Origin of the sequence: Fervidobacterium nodosum Rt17-B1 (assembly GCF_000017545.1) — a bacterium.
Taxonomy (GTDB): domain Bacteria; phylum Thermotogota; class Thermotogae; order Thermotogales; family Fervidobacteriaceae; genus Fervidobacterium; species Fervidobacterium nodosum.
Genome location: NC_009718.1, coordinates 1608910 through 1630437, shown reverse-complemented (window position 1 = coordinate 1630437; position 21528 = coordinate 1608910). Strand labels below are relative to the sequence as shown.

17 protein-coding genes are annotated in these 21528 nt (G+C 34.0%); 16 read left to right on the top strand and 1 reads right to left on the bottom strand.

The genetic code is table 11. From position 1 onward, the window contains the following. Positions 1–6 precede the first annotated feature (6 nt). Genes alaS through FNOD_RS07790 form a run of 6 tightly spaced genes read left to right on the top strand, consistent with a single transcriptional unit; the run spans position 7 to position 8042 of the window. Positions 7–2610 carry an alanine--tRNA ligase gene (gene alaS / locus FNOD_RS07815; RefSeq protein WP_011994647.1) on the top strand — a complete coding sequence of 868 codons (2604 nt, stop codon included), beginning with the start codon at positions 7–9 and terminating at the stop codon, positions 2608–2610. Continuing rightward, positions 2610–3623 carry a rod shape-determining protein gene (mreB, locus tag FNOD_RS07810; RefSeq protein ID WP_011994646.1) on the top strand — a complete coding sequence of 338 codons (1014 nt, stop codon included), beginning with the start codon at positions 2610–2612 and terminating at the stop codon, positions 3621–3623. Before alaS ends, mreB begins: the two co-directional genes overlap by 1 nt. Continuing rightward, positions 3620–4327, top strand: coding sequence for a hypothetical protein (locus FNOD_RS07805; RefSeq protein ID WP_011994645.1), 708 nt, complete (start codon positions 3620–3622; stop codon positions 4325–4327). Before mreB ends, FNOD_RS07805 begins: the two co-directional genes overlap by 4 nt. 2 nt (positions 4328–4329) lie before the next feature. Further along, complete coding sequence (locus tag FNOD_RS07800; RefSeq protein WP_011994644.1) at positions 4330–4911, top strand: diguanylate cyclase domain-containing protein; 582 nt, start codon at positions 4330–4332, stop codon at positions 4909–4911. A 42-nt stretch (positions 4912–4953) separates the two neighbouring features. After that, complete coding sequence (gene murA, locus FNOD_RS07795; protein WP_011994643.1) at positions 4954–6225, top strand: UDP-N-acetylglucosamine 1-carboxyvinyltransferase; 1272 nt, start codon at positions 4954–4956, stop codon at positions 6223–6225. Beyond that, positions 6222–8042: a nucleoside-diphosphate sugar epimerase/dehydratase gene (locus FNOD_RS07790; protein ID WP_011994642.1), complete on the top strand. Its 1821-nt coding sequence runs from the start codon at positions 6222–6224 to the stop codon at positions 8040–8042. Before murA ends, FNOD_RS07790 begins: the two co-directional genes overlap by 4 nt. Before the next feature lie 11 nt (positions 8043–8053). Here FNOD_RS07790 and FNOD_RS07785 read toward each other — a convergent pair whose 3' ends face one another. Then, positions 8054–8923 carry an Hsp33 family molecular chaperone HslO gene (locus FNOD_RS07785; protein ID WP_011994641.1) on the bottom strand — a complete coding sequence of 290 codons (870 nt, stop codon included), beginning with the start codon at positions 8921–8923 and terminating at the stop codon, positions 8054–8056. A gap of 127 nt (positions 8924–9050) precedes the next feature. Between FNOD_RS07785 and FNOD_RS07780 the strand changes: the two genes are divergently transcribed. The 10 genes from FNOD_RS07780 to FNOD_RS07735 all read left to right on the top strand — a co-directional run bounded on the left by FNOD_RS07780 (position 9051) and on the right by FNOD_RS07735 (position 21373). After that, entirely contained in the window at positions 9051–9659 is a 609-nt protein-coding gene (locus FNOD_RS07780; RefSeq protein WP_011994640.1) for a hypothetical protein, read from the top strand. Position 9660: 1 nt separating this feature from the next. Then, a complete protein-coding gene (locus tag FNOD_RS07775) occupies positions 9661–11199 on the top strand; it encodes a hypothetical protein (RefSeq protein ID WP_011994639.1) in 1539 nt (512 codons plus the stop codon). 200 nt (positions 11200–11399) lie between these two features. Next, a complete protein-coding gene (locus tag FNOD_RS07770; protein ID WP_011994638.1) occupies positions 11400–12119 on the top strand; it encodes a response regulator transcription factor in 720 nt (239 codons plus the stop codon). A gap of 7 nt (positions 12120–12126) precedes the next feature. Continuing rightward, entirely contained in the window at positions 12127–13395 is a 1269-nt protein-coding gene (locus FNOD_RS07765; RefSeq protein ID WP_011994637.1) for a sensor histidine kinase, read from the top strand. Between the two features lie 27 nt (positions 13396–13422). Continuing rightward, the gene (locus FNOD_RS07760) at positions 13423–14727 is read left to right on the top strand and encodes a pyrimidine-nucleoside phosphorylase (protein WP_011994636.1); all 1305 of its coding nucleotides are present in this window, start codon (positions 13423–13425) and stop codon (positions 14725–14727) included. 113 nt (positions 14728–14840) lie between these two features. Continuing rightward, a complete protein-coding gene (locus FNOD_RS07755) occupies positions 14841–16427 on the top strand; it encodes a phosphodiester glycosidase family protein (protein WP_011994635.1) in 1587 nt (528 codons plus the stop codon). 161 nt (positions 16428–16588) lie between these two features. Continuing rightward, positions 16589–16948, top strand: coding sequence for an ArsR/SmtB family transcription factor (locus FNOD_RS07750; RefSeq protein WP_011994634.1), 360 nt, complete (start codon positions 16589–16591; stop codon positions 16946–16948). Positions 16949–17036: 88 nt separating this feature from the next. Beyond that, a complete protein-coding gene (locus tag FNOD_RS07745; RefSeq protein ID WP_011994633.1) occupies positions 17037–18218 on the top strand; it encodes a permease in 1182 nt (393 codons plus the stop codon). Positions 18219–18250: 32 nt separating this feature from the next. Continuing rightward, on the top strand, positions 18251–18493 hold the full coding sequence (locus tag FNOD_RS07740) for a thioredoxin family protein (RefSeq protein ID WP_011994632.1): 243 nt from the start codon (positions 18251–18253) through the stop codon (positions 18491–18493). Positions 18494–18715: 222 nt separating this feature from the next. Then, a complete protein-coding gene (locus FNOD_RS07735) occupies positions 18716–21373 on the top strand; it encodes a methyltransferase domain-containing protein (RefSeq protein WP_011994631.1) in 2658 nt (885 codons plus the stop codon). Positions 21374–21528: the final 155 nt, after the last annotated feature.

The window sequence follows — 21528 nt, the reverse complement described above, 5'->3', positions numbered from 1 at the left end:
AAATAGATGAAATTCATGACAAGTGATGAAATTAGGGAAGCATATCTTAGCTTTTTTGAGAAAAAAGGGCACAAAAGATTACCAAGCGCATCTTTGATTCCAGACGATCCACAATTGATGTTTACAGTAGCAGGCATGGTACCATTTAAACCAATTTTTTGGGGCAAAGTTGATCCAGTATATCCAAGAGTTACAACTTGCCAAAAATGTGTAAGAACAAATGATATAGAAAATGTTGGTAGAACACCAAGGCATCATACTTTCTTCGAAATGCTCGGTAATTTCTCTTTTGGAGATTACTTTAAACAAGAAGCTATTGAATGGGCTTGGGAATTCGTGACCAAAGTACTAGAGATGCCAGAAGAAAAATTATGGGTTTCCGTTTACGAATACGATGACGAAGCTTACGAAATTTGGCGCAAGCTAGGTGTACCTGAACGAAAAATAGTAAGAATGAGCAAAGAAGATAACTTTTGGGGACCTGCAGGTCCAACAGGTCCATGTGGTCCATGCTCTGAAATATTCTACGACACGGGCGTTGAAGTCCCGGTACCAGAAGGTCAGGACCCAACACCAGCAAATACAGATGGAAGATACATAGAAATTTGGAATCTTGTCTTCACTGAATTTTACCAAGATGAAGAAGGAAATCTTCATCCACTCCCAAGAAAAAATATAGATACTGGCGCTGGTCTTGAAAGAATCTCCGCAATGATGCAAGGAGTTTATTGGAACTTTGATACAGATTTGTTCAAACCCATAATAGAAAGCATTGAAAATGTACTTAAAGTATCTTATAAATCCGACAAAGTAAAAGACGTTTCTATAAGGGTTATCGCCGACCATGTAAGGTCTGTCACGTTTATGATTGCCGATGGCGTCTTACCTTCAAATGAAGGGAGAGGTTATGTATTAAGAAGGGTACTTAGAAGAGCTCTTAGGCACGGAGTATTATTAGGAGCAAAAGAACCATTCTTATACAAAATCGTCGATAGTGTTGTTCAAAAAATGGGGAAAATTTACCCAGAAATCGTTGAAAAGCAAAGCTTTGTGGAAAATATAGTAAAAAGCGAAGAGTTGAAGTTTATCAATAATCTTTCCAGAGGACTTGAAATAGTGCAAAAAATAGTTACCACTTCTGGAAAAATAAGTGCAGAAGACGCTTTTAAATTGTACGATACATATGGTTTTCCAATTGATATACTCAGAGACATTGCTACAGAAAATGGATACGAACTTGATGAAAAAGGATTTGAAAAATACTTAGAAGAGCAAAGAGAAAGGTCAAGAAAAGCTCAAGGTGAAGTAGAATTTGCCCAAAAAACAGGGTATGAAAATTTAGGGATAGAAACCGTATTTGTTGGTTACGATACACTAGTATCAGAATCTTCTGTATTGAAAATAAGGGTAAATGGAGAATTTGTTGAAAAAGCCGAGGGCAACGATTTAGAATGCGAATTAATACTTGATATAACCCCATTTTATGCTGAGAAAGGTGGCCAAGTAGCAGATACTGGAGTAATAAAATCCCAGGATGGACTTTTCACGGTAGAATATGTTTATTCACCAGTTGAAGGTATAATCGTACATAGAGGTAAGCTAAATGGAAAAATATCAGTAAATGAAAAAGTACAATCTCAAGTTGATGAAATAAAGAGAAAATCAACGATGAGAAATCATACTGCAACCCACATTTTGCACTCAGCCTTAAGAAAAGTTCTTGGCTCACATGTAAGGCAAGCTGGGTCTTTGGTTGAACCAACAAGACTAAGATTCGACTTTACACATTATCAAGCATTAACAAAAGATGAAATTACAAAAATAGAAAACATAGTGAACGAAGTAATTCTAAAAGCTATACCTGTAGTCACAGAAATTAAAAGCTACGATGAGGCTGTCAAAGAAGGCGCAATGGCATTATTCGAAGAAAAATATGGTGATTTTGTAAGAGTCGTAAAAGTTTCCGATTTTAGTGAAGAATTATGTGGTGGTACACATGTAAAAAATACCGGTGAAATAGGGCTATTTAAGATAGTATCAGAATCTGCTGTTAGTGCTGGGGTTAGAAGAATTGAAGCTATAACAGGTTTAAATTCTCTTGAATATTTGAGAACAGATGAGGAACTTTTCGAAAAATTAAAACTTTTGCTCGAAGCTCCAAAAAGTGAAATTGTCGAAAAAATACAAAAAATTTTGGAAGAGAAAAAGAACTTAGAAAAAGAAATACAGGAGATAAAGAGAAAACTCATAAATCCTGAAGAGATCGCTAAAAAAGTTAAAGAATACAACAATATAAAATATGTAGTCTCTGTCCTTGAAGATGTCGAACCTGATATCTTAAAAGATCTTATAGATAACATATCAGATAGAATAAAAGGTATTGTATTACTTATATCTAAAATGAGTGATAAAATAATTGTGACCGTAAAAGTTCCAAAAGAACTTACTCAAGATTATAACGCCGGAAACATAGCGAAATTGGTTTCAAAAGTACTTGGTGGTGGTGGCGGAGGTAGTCCAACATTTGCTCAAGCTGGTGGAAAGTTAATTGAGAAAATAGACGAAGCCACTGAATTATTCGAAAAAATAATCAGAAAGGAAGTGCAGTAATGTTTGGCAGATCTGATCTTGGAATAGATCTGGGAACCGCAAATACTTTAGTTTATGTGAGGGGTAAAGGAATAGTTATAAACGAGCCTTCCGTTATATCAATTAATGTTGACACAGGAGAGATAGTAAAAGTCGGTGCGGAAGCAAAGAAAATGATAGGTAAGACTCCATCTTTTATCCAAGCTATCAGGCCTCTCAAAGATGGCGTCATCGCAGATTACGATGTTGCATTAGCGATGTTGAGCTACTTCATAGGAAAGGCTCAAGAAAGTTTCTCGTTTTTCAAACCACGTGTAGTTATCGGTGTGCCTTATGGTGTAACGGAAGTTGAAAGTAGAGCTCTTTTAACAGCAGGGAAAGAAGCTGGTGCAAAAAAGGTTTTCTTAATAGAAGAACCCATGGCAACTGCTATAGGAGCAGGGCTTCCAGTTGAAGAACCGCAAGGAAATATGGTTATAGATATCGGTGGGGGGACAACGGAAGCAGCAGTTATATCTCTTGGTTCAATAGTTAATGCAACTTCCTCAAGAATTGCAGGAGACGAATTCGACGAAGCTATAATACAATATGTCAGAGAAGTTTACAGAGTTACAATCGGTGTAAGAACAGCTGAACGTGTAAAAATAGAAATTGGAAACGTTTACCCTCTGAAAGAATTTGATGAATTACAAACTGAAATAGTTGGTATAGAATTATCAAGTGGATTACCCAAAAAATTAACATTAACTGGGGGAGAAATACGTGAAGCAATAAGACCTACAGCAATGCAAATTGTCGAAACTGCAAAAGCTACTCTAGAGAAAACTCCTCCGGAACTCGTTGCTGATATAACAGAACGGGGAATTGTTGTAGCTGGTGGCGGTTCATTACTCAAGGGCATCTGCGAACTACTTGAAAAAGAAACAGGTATAAAAGTAGTACGCGCAGAAGATCCAATGAGCTGTGTTGCAAAAGGTGCAGGAATGGTATTGGATAAAATGGATATACTTGTGAGGTTGAAGAGCGTAGAATGAAGTTAAATACATTAGTTATTGTCTTTCTTGTTCTCATGCTTTTACTATTTCTCGATATTTTTTCAAAAAACTCCATAGCTAACTCAATACATACAATATTGTATAAATCTTCTACACCAATTTACAGTTCAAAAAGAAATTTGGAAAAATTATTTGAAAAAGAAAAAATTACTCTAAATGTTACTTTATTCAAAGATACTACTACCAATGCTCTTGAAGTTTTAAGTGAAGACTCTAAAGGAATTTATGTTCTGAATCTAAAGAAAAAAGGTATTGTTGTTGACGCAACGACAGGTGAGCTAATTGGTTTTGTTGAAAAAACTGGTAACGTTGGATACGCGATAAAGTGGTGGGAGAAAGAATTCCCTGTAACTATTGAATCAATAGAATCCACAAATGAGGCCACTCAAACACTGAAAGAATCAACAGATACACAAGCATACGAAATGTACACAAAAAAAACGGTTGGTTATTATTCAAACTATAGGATAGATTTACCAGACCCAAATATTAAAATAAATGGCAAAGTCTATATCTCGGAATATATACCATACGGGCGACTATTAAAAAATAACAATATATCAATAGGTGAGTATAGCAATGGTATCTTCAGAATCAAAATTCCTACAATTCCTAAGTACGTAGTGCTTTTAGAAGATTACACCATAAATGATGGTTCAAATAATTCGAACGGGGGGAAATAACTATGGAATACGAAAAGCTTTCAAAAGAAGAGTTAATCCAAAGAGTAAGAGAGTTAGAAGATGAAATATCAAAATTAAAGATGCGTGAAAACGAGTTGGAAATGCTTCTCACCGAATATTCTTCTATTATGAAAAAACAGTTTGAAGTCTTTGATGATTTTATAAAAGACGTAGGGACAAAGAGAATGATAGACCCACTGACAAGAGTATACTCAAAAGAACATATGTTAAAGCTCATTTCGTACTATCATCAAAAAGCGTTTGAAGAAAATTTTGGCTACGCCATTATAACAGTAACCATTAGTAATTTCGACAAAATGGCACAGATAGAAAAAGAACAAAACTTATTGGGTGTTGGAAAATTATTAAAAGAACTTGTAAGAGTCCCTCTTGACAGCGTTGGAAGAAGCTCTGAAAATCAATTCATTGTACTCTTAACAGAAGTAAATAAGGAAAATAGTATGAAAGTTAAAGAAAGAATTGAAAATGCGCTCATACTACATAATATACCAGCGACAGTAAAAATTTCAAATTATCCAGATGATTCAACAAACATAGAAGAGCTAATGAAAATTGTAGAATAATGTAAAGTAACTATGTATAAAAAAGGAGAGAATGATTAAATTATGGGTTCAATAATAGTTGAAAGAAGTAAACTTTCTGGTGAAGTTGAGATATCGGGCGCAAAAAATTCTGCGTTACCTCTTTTGGCTGCCGCTTTGCTCACAGAAGAAGAGGTCACACTTTACAAAGTTCCAGTTCTATCCGATGTTGAAACAATGATTGATATTCTCAGAACTACGGGTAAAGACGTCTTTTTTGACAAACATAAAGGTATTGTAAAGATTTCAGGTAAAATCTCAATAACACATATTCAGTACGAACTTGTTAGAAAAATGCGTGCATCATTTAACGTCCTTGGCCCTATTGCCGCATTAGTTGGTGAAGCAAGCACGCCCCTTCCTGGTGGTTGTGCAATAGGGGCAAGACCTGTTGATTTTCACCTTGAAGGTCTTAAAAAAATTGGTTTTGAAATAAGCTTTGACCATGGCGAGATACGTGCTAAGAGAGGGAAAAAAGAGGAAGAAAGTGTAGTTTATTTACCATTTCCAAGTGTTGGAGCAACAGAGCATATAATGAGTACCGCAGCCATACTTCCAGGTAAGACGATTATAGAGAATGCAGCGATGGAACCTGAAATAATTGATTTACAAAATTTGCTGAACAAAATGGGAGCAAAAGTTTATGGCGCTGGTACAAGTAAGATAATAGTTGAAGGTGTAGAAAAGCTCCACGGATGTGAACATACAATAATACCAGATAGAATAGAAGCAGGAACATACATAATAGGCATACTCGCAACAAAAGGAGAAGGAATTGTAAAAAATATAATACCAGAACACTTAGAAGCTTTATGGTTTGTTTTAGAAAAAACCGGTGCAATTATTAAGAAGGGGGAAAATGAGGTAGAAGTAAAATCCCCGGATAAATGGTATGGTTGCGATATAAATGTATTACCATATCCAGGTTTCCCCACAGACCTTCAGCCACAAATATTGGTTTACCTTTCACTTGCTGATGGTTCTAGCACGGTAACGGAAAATGTCTTTAAAACAAGGTTTGCTCATGTTGCGGAGCTTGTCAGAATGGGTGCAAATATGAAAATTATCGAGAATACAGTATTTATAAATGGTGTCGAAAAGTTATATGGCACAACAGTTATGGGCACCGATTTAAGAGCAACAGCGGCTTTGGTAATTGCAGGATTAGCTGCGGAAGATAGAACTGAGGTAACAAGCGTTGAACATATTTTCAGAGGTTACGAAAACGTGATTGAAAAGTTCTCAAAATTAGGTGCAAGCATAAAATATATCCCCGGAGGTGTTCCTGAAATTTGAAGTCTAAAAAAATTGATAATTTTCTAAAACTCTTTTCGAGTAGAAATTTTTTGCTCTTTCTAATAGATATCACGCTTTTAACATTAGCTGGCTTGAATGCATTGTTTGTAAGATTTGGATTCGACTTTTTAGAAATGTCAAAGTATTCATCCGGGGTTTTTGTCCTTGTAATAATAACAATTATATCGAACCTTTTAAATGGTACTTACCGCATTGTCTGGCGTTATGCAACACCAAAAGATTTGATTGTTCTACTAAGAGGTCTGTTTATTGGTTATGCTTTCACACTAATATTCATACATTTCACAAGATTGGTCGTTCTTCCACGTTCCGTTGGAATGCTTACCTTCCTTGGTAGCTATTTTCTCCTATTAAGTGCAAGGATAATTTATCAATATCTGTTAAGTTGGAAACGAAAAAGCGAAAAAAGAATAGCTATAATAGGTGCCGGTGATGCTGGTGTCATATTATTAAACGAAATAAAAAGAACAAACTACGGTACCGTTGTCGCCTTTTTCGATGACGATACACAAAAAATAGGAAAATACGTTGCCGGTGTAAAGGTTTTGGACTCTGTAGACTCAATAAATAATTACATCGATAAGCTTGAAATTGATGAAATACTAATAGCTATACCCTCTGCTTCAAAACAAGTCATGAGCAGAATAATCTCAACAATAGATACAGAAAAAGTTAAACTAAAAACTTTCCCTTCAATAACCGAATTTTTAGATAGAAATCCAACAATAACAGATTTACGTGAAATTTCCTTACAAGATATTGTTGGAAGGGAACCAGTAAGTGTTGACATAGACTCTATAAGCAAATACTTAACAGGAAAAACAATTCTAATAACCGGCGCCGGTGGTAGTATCGGTTCTGAAATTTCAAGGCAAGTTTGTAAGTTTTCTCCAAAAAAAGTAGTCTTAGTTGGGCGAGGAGAAAATAGCATATATGAAATTTACAACGAATTGAAAGAGAAATATTACGAACTCGATATAGTGCCAATAATATCAGACGTTACAGACAAAAACATGATGGAAAAAATTTTCAAAACTCATAGGCCGGATATTGTCTTCCACGCCGCTGCACACAAACATGTATTTTTTATGCAAAACAATCTTTACGAAGCACTTAGAGTAAATGTATTAGGCACCATAAACCTTGCAAAATTATCTTGCAACTACAATGTTGAAAAATTCGTGTTTATATCCACCGACAAAGCAGTTCATCCAACTTCATATATGGGTACAAGTAAAAGATTAGCGGAACTTTACTTACTCTCAATACCAGATACATGCAAGACAGATTTTTCGATAGTAAGATTCGGAAATGTCATAGGCAGCAGAGGCAGTGTGCTTTGGAAATTCAAAAAACAAATAGAAAACGATGAACCTGTAACAATAACTGATCCAAGAATGAAACGTTATTGGATGAGCATCCCAGAAGCCGTGTCACTCGTAATTCAAGCGGGAGCTTTATCCACAAATAGAGAACTATACGTCCTTGATATGGGAGAGCAGATTCCCGTTGAAGAAGTAGCAAAAGCCCTTGCCAAGATTATGGGAAAACAAAATATAAAAATAAAATACACGGGCGCAATTCCAGGAGAAAAGCTTGAGGAAGAACTTTTCTACGAATACGAAAAACCAGAAAAAACACAACATCCAAAAATAATGCGTGTAGAATACAATAATTTAAAAAAAATACTCCCTGAAGAATTTGAAAACAAAATCTTAGAAATTATGAACAAATACATAGAAGGCCATGAAAGAGAAGCAGAAAATATGCTTTACGAAATATTAGAAATAAACTAAATAAAGCGCTATTACTCTTTTTTCTTTAGTTCTATAGCTTTTTCTATATCTTCCTTATCAAATAGATAAACCGAACCACACCATTTACACGTAACTTCAGCTTTTTCCTCGGAGAGAAGTTCGTACAAGTCTTCCAATTCAAGTATCATAATTGATTCGAAAGCTTTTTCTTTATTACAATTGCATTTAAAAATAACATTTGTCTCCTCATAAATAAGATTATTAACGCCAAGTACATAACTTGCTATTTCTTCTAAAGGAATGTTATCAAACAAATAATGAGTCATGGAAAAATTTTTAAGATTTGACTCTATTTTAATTATCACTTCATTTGGAAGATGTCTATCAAGGATTTGCACAGCAAGTCCACCTGATGTTAAAACACCATTTTTTTCCATAAGTACACCAAGAGCAAATGCCGATGGAATTTGTTCTGATTTTGTATAGTAATACGCTACGTCCTCCGCTATTTCTCCTGAAATCAAAGGCACTTTAGAGACATATGGAGTTCTTAAACCAACGTCTCTAACAACAGTCAATTCACCTTGACCAATTGCGTTTTTCACATCAAATTTTCCTATCTCATTTGGTTCTAATTCAAAATCTTTGTTTGTTATGTATCCTCTAACTGTACCTTTAGCACTCGATTGACTTACAACATTTCCAGCAGGTCCGTTACCTGAAATTACAAATGTTATCGTCTCCTTCTCCGACAACCATGGTATTACCAATCCTGCGGCAGTTGTTAATCTTCCAAGTACAACCGTAGGAAGATAACTTAATTTATGTCTCTCCCTTAACTCACTTACAATATCTTTAGAATCAATAAGTGAGAACCTTATCATCCCATCGTAAGCTGTACCGTATATCAATCTTCCCATCACAACACCTCCGAATTGCTTACCACTTAAAATATTATATCAACAACTTCAAATTTTGAAAAACAAAAATTCAGTGATATAATAATTATGCACAAAAATATTTATTAATTTAATCGGGGGGAATATTATGCCTACTGTGGATGTTTTGAAAATAGAAGAACTAATTTCAAAAGTACCCGGGGTTAAAGCTGTGAAAGTTGTAGGGGATAGTGGAAATTTAAGTGAAATCCACGTAATAACTTCAAGTGATAAAAGCCCAAAGCAACTTGTGAGAGATATAGAAACCGTTGTTTTGGCAAGCACAGGGATGAGGCTCGATAGAAAAATAATATCAATCGCGCAAGTTGAAGGCGATGTTAAATCACAAAAAATACTTCCATACCAACTTACAAACTTGAAAGTTGAACCCATTGATGAAAGAAACGTACGTGTTAACGTAACAATAGAACACGGCGAAGAAGAATTTTATGGAGAGTTTTCTGGTCCTAAGACAACGCGAAACATCCCAAAAGTCATTGGAAATGCTGTTCTAAATGCCCTCTCTGAAATCCACGATTTTGCATTATCATTTGATGATGTAGCAGAAGTTTATTTCGTTGGTAAAAAATACGTTTTAGTACACATAACTAAACAATACAATGGAATAGAAGAAAGCATAATAGGCACAGCTATTAACGAAGGAAATTTCGAAAGAGCGGTTGCCGAAGCTGTGCTAGATGCTTTCAGGAGGGTATAAAGTGCTAATTACCAGTAAAAATATAGTAAAATTTGTTATAATAACGATAGTTTTTTTAAACACATGGATTTTTGCGTATTCAAGCTTTTACTATAACAAACCAGAGTCATTGAAAGTTGTTGGAATCCTTCCGGTCCCATTAGAATGGGCAAGCAATGAAATTCCTAACGCGCAAAATATGAAATTAATTTTCTCTCCATCGTTTTATACAGCTTCTTGGTCTTCTCAGCTTATAACCAAGGGAGATAGATGGATAGGTGTCCCTACCAATCCCGCTGAGAATGTTTTCTATTTACAAGATGAAATACCAGCCTTTTTTAAATTAATTTTAAATTGGAAAATCCCAAACATCGGACTTTATATAGAATTACCTTTCGAAAAAGAAAAGAGAAACAAGTTGGCAACACTAAACCAAGGCAACAATATTCCATTTAACATAACAAATCCTCTCGATTTTTCCAAAATATCTGTGGATTTGAATTTTCCAACGTACTCTTACCTATATTACGCGAATGATTGGCTTTTTGCTGCAATAGGTAGATTCCCATTAAAATGGGGAGATGCTCAATACCCAGTCCACATCTCTCCAACAACTTATCAGGACAACATTACAATATCTTTAAAATCAACAAACGCAAGCTATGCATTCCATGCTATTACTTCTTACCCTTTACTTTCACAACAAGAAGAGTACATACAAAAAAATTATTCCGATCAACACACAGCAGGCATATATTTCTCAGAACCATCAAAGTATATTTTCGCACATAGACTTGATTTTCTATTAGACTTGCCTTGGAATACAGACTTAAGAATAGGTCTTGGTGAGCTCAACGTGGTTGGTGGTAAATTTCCTGATATAATAGATCTTAATCCTGTTACGATATTCCATAATACCTACGGCGAAGGATTCAGTAATGTAACTGGAAGTGTTGATTTTACTTTGAACCTTTCAAATATACTTAAAATATATGGTGAATTTGTACTTGATGATGCCAACAGTCCTACCGAAACAGGTTCGAATTATAAACCAGGAGCAAATGCTAAAAATATAGGACTATCTTTAAATTTATACAGCCAAAACATATGGTTCGAGTATTCAGAAACATCCGAGTGGATGTATGTCACTAACTATCTCCCATACTTGAAAATAAACGTTAGACATTTTGATTTAGAAAATAATCCTGGTGGTAGGCTCCTTTTAGATTATCCTCTTGGGTTTATTTACGGCCCTGACGCAAAAATGTTTTCATTTGGTATAAATGGCACACTGCAAAATTTAGACATTTCCTACGATTTTAGATACAATTATCTAATAAAAGGTCTTGTAAATGATAATGGCACTATAAGATGGAAATGGTTCTGGGATGGATGGACAGGAAACGTTTCAGAGTCTGGAGCAACAACTCCTGAAAAATCAGGTGAAGCTAACTATCAAATATTTACTGCAAAAATTTCTTGGAAAAATTTCGCGATATTTTATAAAACTATAGATTTTCAAAATTACATCTTAGCACTAAATACTGAATTTTCGTTCTAATTTCTTTCAAAATTAAAATTTATTCATTTAAAAATTTAAATTAAAGGCAAAACACATTCGATGTTTTGCCTTTTTATTTTTTTCCTTCAAATTGTTACATGTAATCTTTATTAAACTATACCAAAAAACTTTTTGACAAAAGGTAACTTTTGGTGATATAATTGTAAAAGAAAACAACTTTAATTTAAGGAGGAGTGGTTATGGCAAAAAAAACGATTATGATTATTGATGACCAACCAGAGATTCTGGAATTGGTAAGTTTTACGTTACAGAAAGAAGGATACGACGTTATCCCTGCAGAAGATGCTGAGAAAGCTCTTCAAGAATTAAAAGAAAAAGATGTAGATATGTTTATAGTCGATATAATGCTTCCAAATATGGACGGCTTCGAATTTGTTAGGACAATAAGAGCTAAAGACAAACATAAGTTAACGCCTGTTATCTTCCTTAGTGCAAAAGGTGAAGAATTTGATAAGGTACTTGGGTTGGAACTTGGCGCAGATGATTACATAGTAAAACCATTCAGCGTTAGAGAGCTTCTTGCAAGAATTAGAGCCGTATTTAGAAGAATGCAACTTGGTACGGTTGTAAAAGAAGAAAAACCGAAGAAAATTGTTGCAAAAGATTTGGAAATCGATATAGACAAATACGAAGTAAGAGTAAAGGGAAAGAAAGTAAGTCTTACCCCACTTGAATTTGACCTCCTAAGATTCCTTGCCGAAAACGAAGGGAAAGTATTTTCAAGAGATGTTTTACTTGACAAACTGTGGGGGTATGACTACTTCGGCGATACAAGAACTGTTGACGTACACATAAGAAGACTCAGAACAAAAATTGAAGATGATCCATCAAATCCAAGATACGTTGTTACAGTCAGAGGAAAAGGTTATAAATTTAGAGACCCAGGAAAGGAAGAATAATTGAAAAATGATTATTTACGCAATTTTTATAACAGTATTAGCATTAATTTTTTCGATATTATTTTTTCTTAATCGAAAAAATTTACGTATATATTCTCGTTATCTTGATAAAATTGCAATTACTATAGGGGAGGAGGTTGGCACACCTCCTCTATACATCTATGAAAGACTTAGAAAAAAGATAGAAGAATTAGAAAAAAGAATATTTGAAAGCGAAAAAGAAAGAAGAAATATTTTCACCATATTAAACAATATAACAGATCCAATAATCATCGTAAGAGGAGACGGAGTTATTACATTTGCCAATATTGCTGGTAGAGATATCACAAGACCTGGCATAGAGGGAAGAAAGGTTTATGACGTTGTAGAAAATTACTTCCTACTCGAGATGTTTGAAAAAGCACTGGAAACCGGGGAAATACAAAGTGGCGATGTAGTGATGCAAACAAATGGAGAAACACGATACTATGATGCCAAAGTCGTGCCTATAAAATTTGATCAAGAAAGCGAAAGGTATATAATCGTACTCCATGATACCACAAAAGAAAAACAACTTGATAAACTGCGCAGAGAATTTATATCAAATGTATCTCACGAACTTAGGACACCTCTGACATCCATTCACGGTTACGCTGAGGCCTTGCTTGATGATGATTTGTCAAATAAAGAGCTCGTTAGAAAATTTCTTGGTGTAATAGAAAGTGAATCAGCAAGGATGACGAGGTTAATAAACGATTTACTAGATCTTGAGAAGCTTGAATCTGGAGATGCGAAGTTTAACTTCTCAGATGTTAACATGTGCAAAGTTATAGAGAGAGTTGTAACAATCTTAGAACCTCTCGCTGAAGATTACGGTGTGGAACTTTACACTAAATGTGAATGTAAATCTACTGTTTATGGAGATTTCGATAGACTTGTTCAACTTGTATTAAATTTAGTTGACAATGCAGTCAAATATACATCGATAAAAGAAACAGGAGAAAAAAAAGTATTTGTAAAATGCTATGGAAAGGAAGATAAATTGGTTTTTGAAGTGCAAGATACAGGCCCTGGAATACCAGAAGATGCACAAAAAAGATTATTTGAAAGATTTTACAGAGTTGACAAAGCTCGAAGCAGAAAAGTTGGAGGCACAGGACTTGGCTTGTCAATTGTTAAGATGATAGCTGACAAGCATAATGCAACAATATCGTTCGAAAGTAAAGTAGGTGAAGGCACAACGTTTAGAGTATATTTCAAAAAAAGCTCACAGGAGACTACAGATGAAAACAAATAATGGCAAAAATACCGAGGAGGAATAAAAATGCGTGCGTACGATGTAATACTGAAAAAGAGAAATGGTGGAAAACTTACAAAAGAAGAAATAGAGTTCATGGTAAATGGATACGTAAAAGGTGAAATTCCTGATTATCAAATGGCCGCATTTTTAATGGCCATTTATTTTAGACATATGGATAGTGAAGAAAGGGCAACACTAACAAAGGTAATGGCAGATTCAGGAGATAAAATAGACCTTTCGCCTATCCCAGGTATAAAAATTGATAAACATTCCACAGGTGGTGTGGGAGATAAGACAACTTTAGTCGTTGGACCTATCGTCGCTTCGCTCGGTGTACCTGTTGCCAAAATGTCTGGTCGAGCACTCGGGCACACAGGCGGTACAATCGACAAATTGGAATCTATACCAGGTTTTAGAACATCTCTTAGCGAGGAAGAATTCTTTGAAAATGTCAGAAAAATAGGTATTGCGATAGTTGGTCAGACAGCGAACTTGGTTCCAGCAGATAAGAAAATATACGCACTTAGAGATGCGACTGCAACTGTCGATGAAGTATCACTTATCGCAGCAAGTATAATGAGCAAAAAACTAGCCGGTGGAGCTGATGGATTTGTTCTCGACGTAAAAGTCGGTAGTGGCGCGTTTATGAAAACATTGGAACAAGCAAAAGAACTCGCGGAAGCGATGGTGGATATAGCAAAATCTCATGGAAAAAAAGCTGTGGCAGTGCTAACCAATATGGACGTTCCACTTGGCAAAATGGTAGGAAATTCTCTAGAAGTACTGGAAGCTATTGAAACACTAAAATGCAATGGACCAGATGACTTCACAGAATTGTGTTTAAACATATCTGCTTGGATGTGTCACTTAGCGGAAAAAGGCACATTTGAAGAATGTCTGAAAATGTCTAAAGAAGCTCTTGAAAGTGGAGCTGCATTGAACAAATTCCGCGAATTAGTAAAATACCAAGGTGGCAATCCTGAAGTTGTTGATAGACCAAGAGAAATTTTACCAATGACAGACAATATAGTTGAATTCAAAGCAAAAGTTGAAGGATATATAACAGCTATCGATACCGAAAAAATCGGAATTGCTTCAAATTACCTTGGTGCAGGCAGGAAAACCAAAGAAGATACAATAGACTACAGAGTTGGAATAGAAATCACAAAGAAAATAGGAGATTATGTGCATCCTGGTGACACAATTGCAAAAATGTATGTTAGTGAGAAAAGCGAAATCAACGATGCTGTAAAATTACTCGAAGAAAGTTACAAAATCTCTCAAGAAAAACCTCAAGTAAAACCAATAATACTTTCAATTGTAAAATAATTATAAAATACTATAAATAGAAATTTTTCCAGTGTATGATATAATTAATCACAGAAAAACAGAATGTTTTTTATGTAAAATTTACAACAAACGTAGATAAGGATGTTGATAAGATGTTGGCAAATGGAACAAAAAAATTAAGATATTTGAACATTCTTTCCGCTATAATTCTCCTATATTCGAGTGTCATATTTTCTCAAGTCTTGCTTTTTAACAATAAAGTCTATACATTAACAAATGGATATATCACTGAAGATCAACTCAAAGATATTGGTTTTAACATAGTCAAAGCGGAGAGAATGTATCTTATTTATAACAAAAAGCTCATAATAGGCTCTTCTGGAGATTTCATAATCGATTTTGAACAGTACGTACCGAATGCATACACCACTTCAAATGGGAAATTATTAGTTAAAATTGACTCATTAATCAACGTACTGAAATTGCAAACCTCCAATAACATATTTTTCGACAAACCAGTTTCCATAAATTCTATTTCTTACACAAACGACGTAATAAGAATAGATACCTCTGCTCAATTAAATAAAGAACTTGTAAATATAAATCTTTTAGATAAGAAAATCACAATAAAACTTACACCTTTTGATTTACCAAAAAACATACCACAAGGTATCAACGCTTCTAAAAGTAATGGCACATTAATTTTATCAATCCAAAAAGATATTGAAAAATATGAAATTTCCATAACAAATCAAACAATAGAAATATTCCTTATACCAACATCTAAGAAAATAGATTACATAAAGAAAACAGAGACATTTGCTGGAAGAACATTCATCGTTAATTATTTAATTCTCGATCCAAGATTTGTTGATTTAGTTCCAGTATTACCTAAAAACGGTATTGGATATACTGCCCAACTCTCTTCCATATTATCACAAAATGGTTTAATTCACGGTGTCAACGCAAACTACTTTGACCCAGCTACAGGAATGCCAATAGATATAATCATCTCTGGTGGTAAAGTTCTATCACATAGGTACGGGCTTAGACCGATGTTCATTGAAACCACAGATGATAAAGTCTTTATTGGAAAAAATTACATCGATATAACCGTTAGAATAGGCGACACACTACTAATGGTAAAAAGCGTAAACACAAAAACCGTCAACGAGGTTAGCTTATATACAGATGAGTATAAAATGAAAATCACGAAAGATGTTTCAAAAAATTACATAGTTGCTAAGAACGGAAAAGTAACGTCTGTTGGCTACGTTGAATATGTTCCAAATAATTCATTAGTAATTGCTATAAGCAACGATATTCAAAAACAGTACCTTCCTAAAATATCGGTAGGAGCAGACGTAAGTGTTGAACTCTACACAGACAACGGTTATAAAGTAAAAAACGCTGTAGGTGCTGGTCCGTTGCTTATCCAAGATAAGAAAATTATACAAGATGCCGCCGAAGAAAAACTACGTTATGGTGGAGGAATACCTACAACAAGAGCTTCACGAACAATAATTGCTATAAAGGACGGAAAGGTTCATCTAATAACGATAGAAGGCACAAATGGAACAGGCATGAATTTTGACGAAGCAGCTCAGTTCTTACTTTCAAAAGGATACGAATCCGCAATGATGTTAGATGGTGGCGGGTCCACTGGAATGGTGTATGCTGGAAAACTTGTAACAATCAATTCTCCAAGGAACATCCCCGTGGCTTTAGGTGTTAGATAAAAAGATTACAAAGCAATTAAACAAAAGCACACCTTTGAGGTGTGCTTTTGTTCTTTGTATTAAACTTGCATTTAAAAAAAATCTTACTTGACATTTTTTATTTATATTATATTCTAATATTGGAATATAAGAAAAAAATCAAAAAGAAGGGAGAGGAAAAAATGAAAGAAGATGCATATGAAATGTACGCTTCGATATTCAAAGCGTTAGCCCACCCAAAAAGAATAATGATTGTAGAACTTCTTTCAAAATATGGAGAATTATGTGTATGCAGCATCGCACAAAAACTTAATATAGATCAACCTTCTGTTTCAAAACATCTCAACATCTTGAAGAATGCAGGTATTGTGAGAAGTGAAAAGAAAGGGCTTACAGTAAATTACAAATTACAGACACCTTGCATATTGAATTCTCTCAAATGTGCTGCGAACATAATTAAAGAAGATTTAAAAGGCAAATTTTCTTTGTCAACAGAAATAGACTTTGAAATAGACGAACAAAAAATCAGAGAGGGAGACTAGAAAAATATCTCAGTGTAGAGGTAGCATTCTGTACAAGTGTAAGTATGAGGAACAGAAACTAAAACTTCAAAAAAAGGGGGAAGCAAAAATGAAAGAACTTAAAGAATGGCAAAAATTTGTATTAATAGTCGCTATTTTCCTTTTCGCTTACTATATGCCACTTTCCAACCAACGCTTTACAGGCGCTATTTTTGAATCACTTTACATGCTCCAAGAATACGCAAGGCTCCATGTACTAACATGCCTTATACCTGCTTTCTTCATAGCTGGTGCGATATCTATATTTATCTCTCAAAATGCAGTTATAAAATATCTTGGAAGTAAAGCAAAAAAGTGGTTAGCGTATGCTGTTGCTTCAGTATCAGGTACAATTTTAGCCGTATGCTCATGTACAGTACTGCCACTCTTTGCAGGAATTTACAAACGAGGAGCTGGAATTGGTCCCGCAATTGCGTTCCTCTACTCTGGCCCTGCCATTAATGTACTTGCTATTATCATGACAGCTCGTATTCTAGGTTGGAAATTAGGATTAGCTAGAGCGATCGGCGCCATAGTATTTTCAATAGTCATAGGGCTAATCATGGAATTTATTTATGGAAAAGAAGATAAAGAAAGAATGAACCAAATTAGTTCAAATTCCTCATCAGAAGAAAGTAAAGGAAGGAAATTGTATCAAGATATGATTTTCATATTCAATTTAGTGCTCATATTAATTTTCGCAGCTTGGAGTAAACCTGCTCAAGAAACCGGTTTCTTCAGCACGGTGTACAACATAAAGTGGTATATCACGACATTTTTATTGGCAATCCTAGTGTTAATTATATACATATGGTTTAAAAAAGAAGAAATATCTTCTTGGTTTGAATCAACTTGGAGCTTCGCCAAACAAATCGTACCGTTGCTATTCATCGGCGTACTTTTAGCTGGCTTTTTCATGGGGCGCCCAAATACTGATGCAGGTATAATACCATCTAAATACATATCATCAATAGTCGGTGGCAATTCATTATTATCAAATTTCATAGCTTCAGTTGTTGGAGCATTCATGTACTTTGCAACACTCACTGAAATTCCAATACTGCAAGGGCTTCTTGGTGCTGGAATGGGTCAAGGTCCCGCACTTGCTTTACTATTAGCTGGTCCAGCTCTAAGTCTTCCTAATATGCTTGTAATAAACAGCGTCTTAGGATGGAAAAAAACAGCAACATATGTTGCTTTAGTAATCATAATGGCAACACTTACAGGTTACATATTTGGTATAATAGCATAAGATAAGAGCGAAAAACAACGGAGGTGGAATTTATGGATATCAAAATCTTAGGTAAAGGTTGTCCAAAGTGCAAAGCACTTGAAAGAAACACAGAAGAAGCTCTAAAAGAACTCGGAATCAGTACAAACATTGAAAAAGTACAAGACATAGACAAAATAATGGAATACGATATCATGTTTACTCCCGCATTAGTAGTCAACGGGAAAGTTAAAATCTCGGGTAAAGTAGCAACAAAAGATGAAATAAAGAAGATTATCCAGGAATATATTTTATGATACGCGTGCATAAAAATTCGAACAGTAATAATTTGCTGTAATTGATAATCAGGAAAAAAATACAAAGGCGAGCATAAAGCTCGCCTTTTTGTATTTTAGTGTTTCAATGTATAATTCTTTAAACACATAACACTCAACAAATTTATATCCTCGTACTAAGGAATACCCTATCTAATAGGAGAATAAATTAATTAGCATACTTGAAAGGAGTGAACAAACAGCATGTTAGATGAAATAAATAGGCTTCTCCAAAATGGTGAATTTGAAAAGGCAAAACAATATGCAGACAAGATAGAATCTACTGTAGATAAGCACAACGTACTTGGAATAATTTTCTATCAAGAAGGCAAACTAGATGATGCACTAAATCATTTCAAAAAAGCCTTAGAATTTGATCCAACACATGACGATGCTTTGTTCAACTATTCAAAAGTATTATTTGAAAAGCAAAATTACTTTGAATCTTGGAGATATCTGACACGAATAAAAAACAAAAGCTGGGAAGTATACGATCTTTTGGGAGACACGCAACTAAGGCAGAATAATTCTGCAATGGCAATACATTATTACGGAAAAGCCTGTGAACTTAATGCTCCAGAACAAATGAAACAAAAATTCGAAGAAGCAAAGAAATTTTTCAAAAGAAATGAAAGGTTAGCATTTTTTTGCCTTCCAGGTTTGGATAACTTCATAAAAGATATAGCTCAGATTTTGTCAAATATCTACGAAATAAAACTCGTAGTCACTACTGACGGAAGACAGATTCAAGAAGCTTACAACTGGGCGGACATTGTTTGGCTCGAATGGGCTAATGAATTGGCCATAGAAATTACAAACAAACTGCCAAAGGCAGGGAAGAAAATTTTGTGTAGACTGCATGGCTATAAGTCACTTCGCTTAGACTTCTTGAAAAACATCAAGTGGGACAAAATTGATCATGTTATTTTTGTTGCCGAAAATGTTTTGAAAACCACCATTGAAAACTGTTCTCAAATAAAATTTATTCCTCAATCGCTTGTCTGGAACGGCATTGACTTGACTAAGTTTACTTTCAAAATAAGGGAACCAGGTCCTAACATTGTTTTTGTAGGGCACTTCAACTACAAGAAAAACCCTGTTTTTGCTACTCAAATATTGAAAAAACTGACAGATATAGATCCAAATTATAGCTTGTTCTGGGCAGGTCAAATGCAAGATGAAAGAATGTATAGGTACGTGTCGTACATTCTTGAAAAGATGGAAATAAAAGACAAATTCAAGTTCGACGGATTTATCAAAAATGTTGAAGATTATTTGGAAGATAAAAACATTTTCCTTTCAACTAGCATACATGAAGGATACGGTGTAGCAATACTTGAAGCTATGAGTAAAGGAATTAAACCAGTAATTCATAATTTCTATGTAGCAGAGGAATTCTACCCTAAAGACTACATTTTCCAAACTATAGATGAAGCTGTAGAAATGATTGTATCGCCTAATTACAATTCCATAGAGTACCGTGAATTTGTGGAAAAGAATTCTTCCCTTGAAAAGCAAATTTTGAATATTCAAAATACAATTAAATCTTTGATGGAAATTAATTATACTTTACCATATATTAAGGATAAAAATAGCTCTCTTAGTAACGAAGTAAAAGATTATATTAATAATAATATAAATTTAAAAAAATTATTATTTGTCGTTGATGATATCATTGGTAATTTTAATAAATTTTATATAAAGGAAACAATTGAAAAAGCATTTAAAACTAACTATGAACACATATTAATAGCTATACCCATTTTTGATCCATTAAAAGAATTTATGTTAGAATTACTAACAAACTTTAAAGATTTTTCACTTATAGATATATTCTCTTTGGAAAACGTAAATGATTATGTATTCGGATTGTTTTCGAAAAAACAAATATTATTCACTCCTAATTCAATAACTCCTATAGAAAAGTTCTTTCACTACAATAACAAATTAATAAATAATTTCTCATTTGATAGTTCCAAAATAGTTGCCGGAAAGTTCGAACATATAAATGATAATATGTACATGTTAGATTTTATTTTAGAAAATGAAAATAATGGAATAATAATCTCAGGAATTATAATTGACATTTATTCAAATAAAATTATTTTGCCTGATTATGTAAGAAAATCACAAAAACCAGAAGAAATTCTAAATATAGTTAGGCAAATTTTACTAACAGAAAAAAATATTTTTCTATCACAAAAAATCTATGGTTTCATTTACGATAAAAAATTTAAAGAAAATGTTAATAAAAATAAAATTGCATATATGTGGGAAAGAGGCATTCCTGGAACAGAATTTATGCCTTTTGTTTCTCTTTTAACAACTAGTTCAAAGTATGATTTGGCAGCATCATTTATAAAATCTTCGGACAACGTCTTAGAAGCCGCGAGTGGATTTGGATATGGAGCTGCCTATTTATCTACGCATGCTGAAAAAGTTACTGCTGTTGACTTAGCAAAAGATTCTATTGAATTCGGAAAGAAATATTTCAAATTAGATAACATAGATTGGATTCAAGCTGATGTAACTAAGTTACCTTTTAATAATGAATATTTTAATGCATATGTTTCATATGAAACAATTGAACATTTACCACTAGAAAACGTAGAAGAATACATTAAGGAAGCATATCGTGTAATTAAATCAGATGGAAAGCTTATTATGTCTACTCCAAACAGAATAAATAGAAAACATATAAAAAATCCATTTCATATAAAGGAATATGATATTATAGAAATTTATAATCTACTAAAAAAATATTTCAAAAAAATCCAATATTTTTCAATTGATTCTATTTCAACAGTATCAGGAATTGCTAATTCGTCACATAATATGATAATAGTCGCTAGCAAAAAATAAATAATGCTTTTAATAAATTTAATTCTCACCTTGGCTAATGTAAAAACTATTTGTCAATTAATCTAATCATTTTTGGATGGGCAGAGAGTGTGTCTATAAACTCTCTGCTTTTTCTTTCTCAAAGGGCTTTATGTATACTTTCATTGCTAATATCC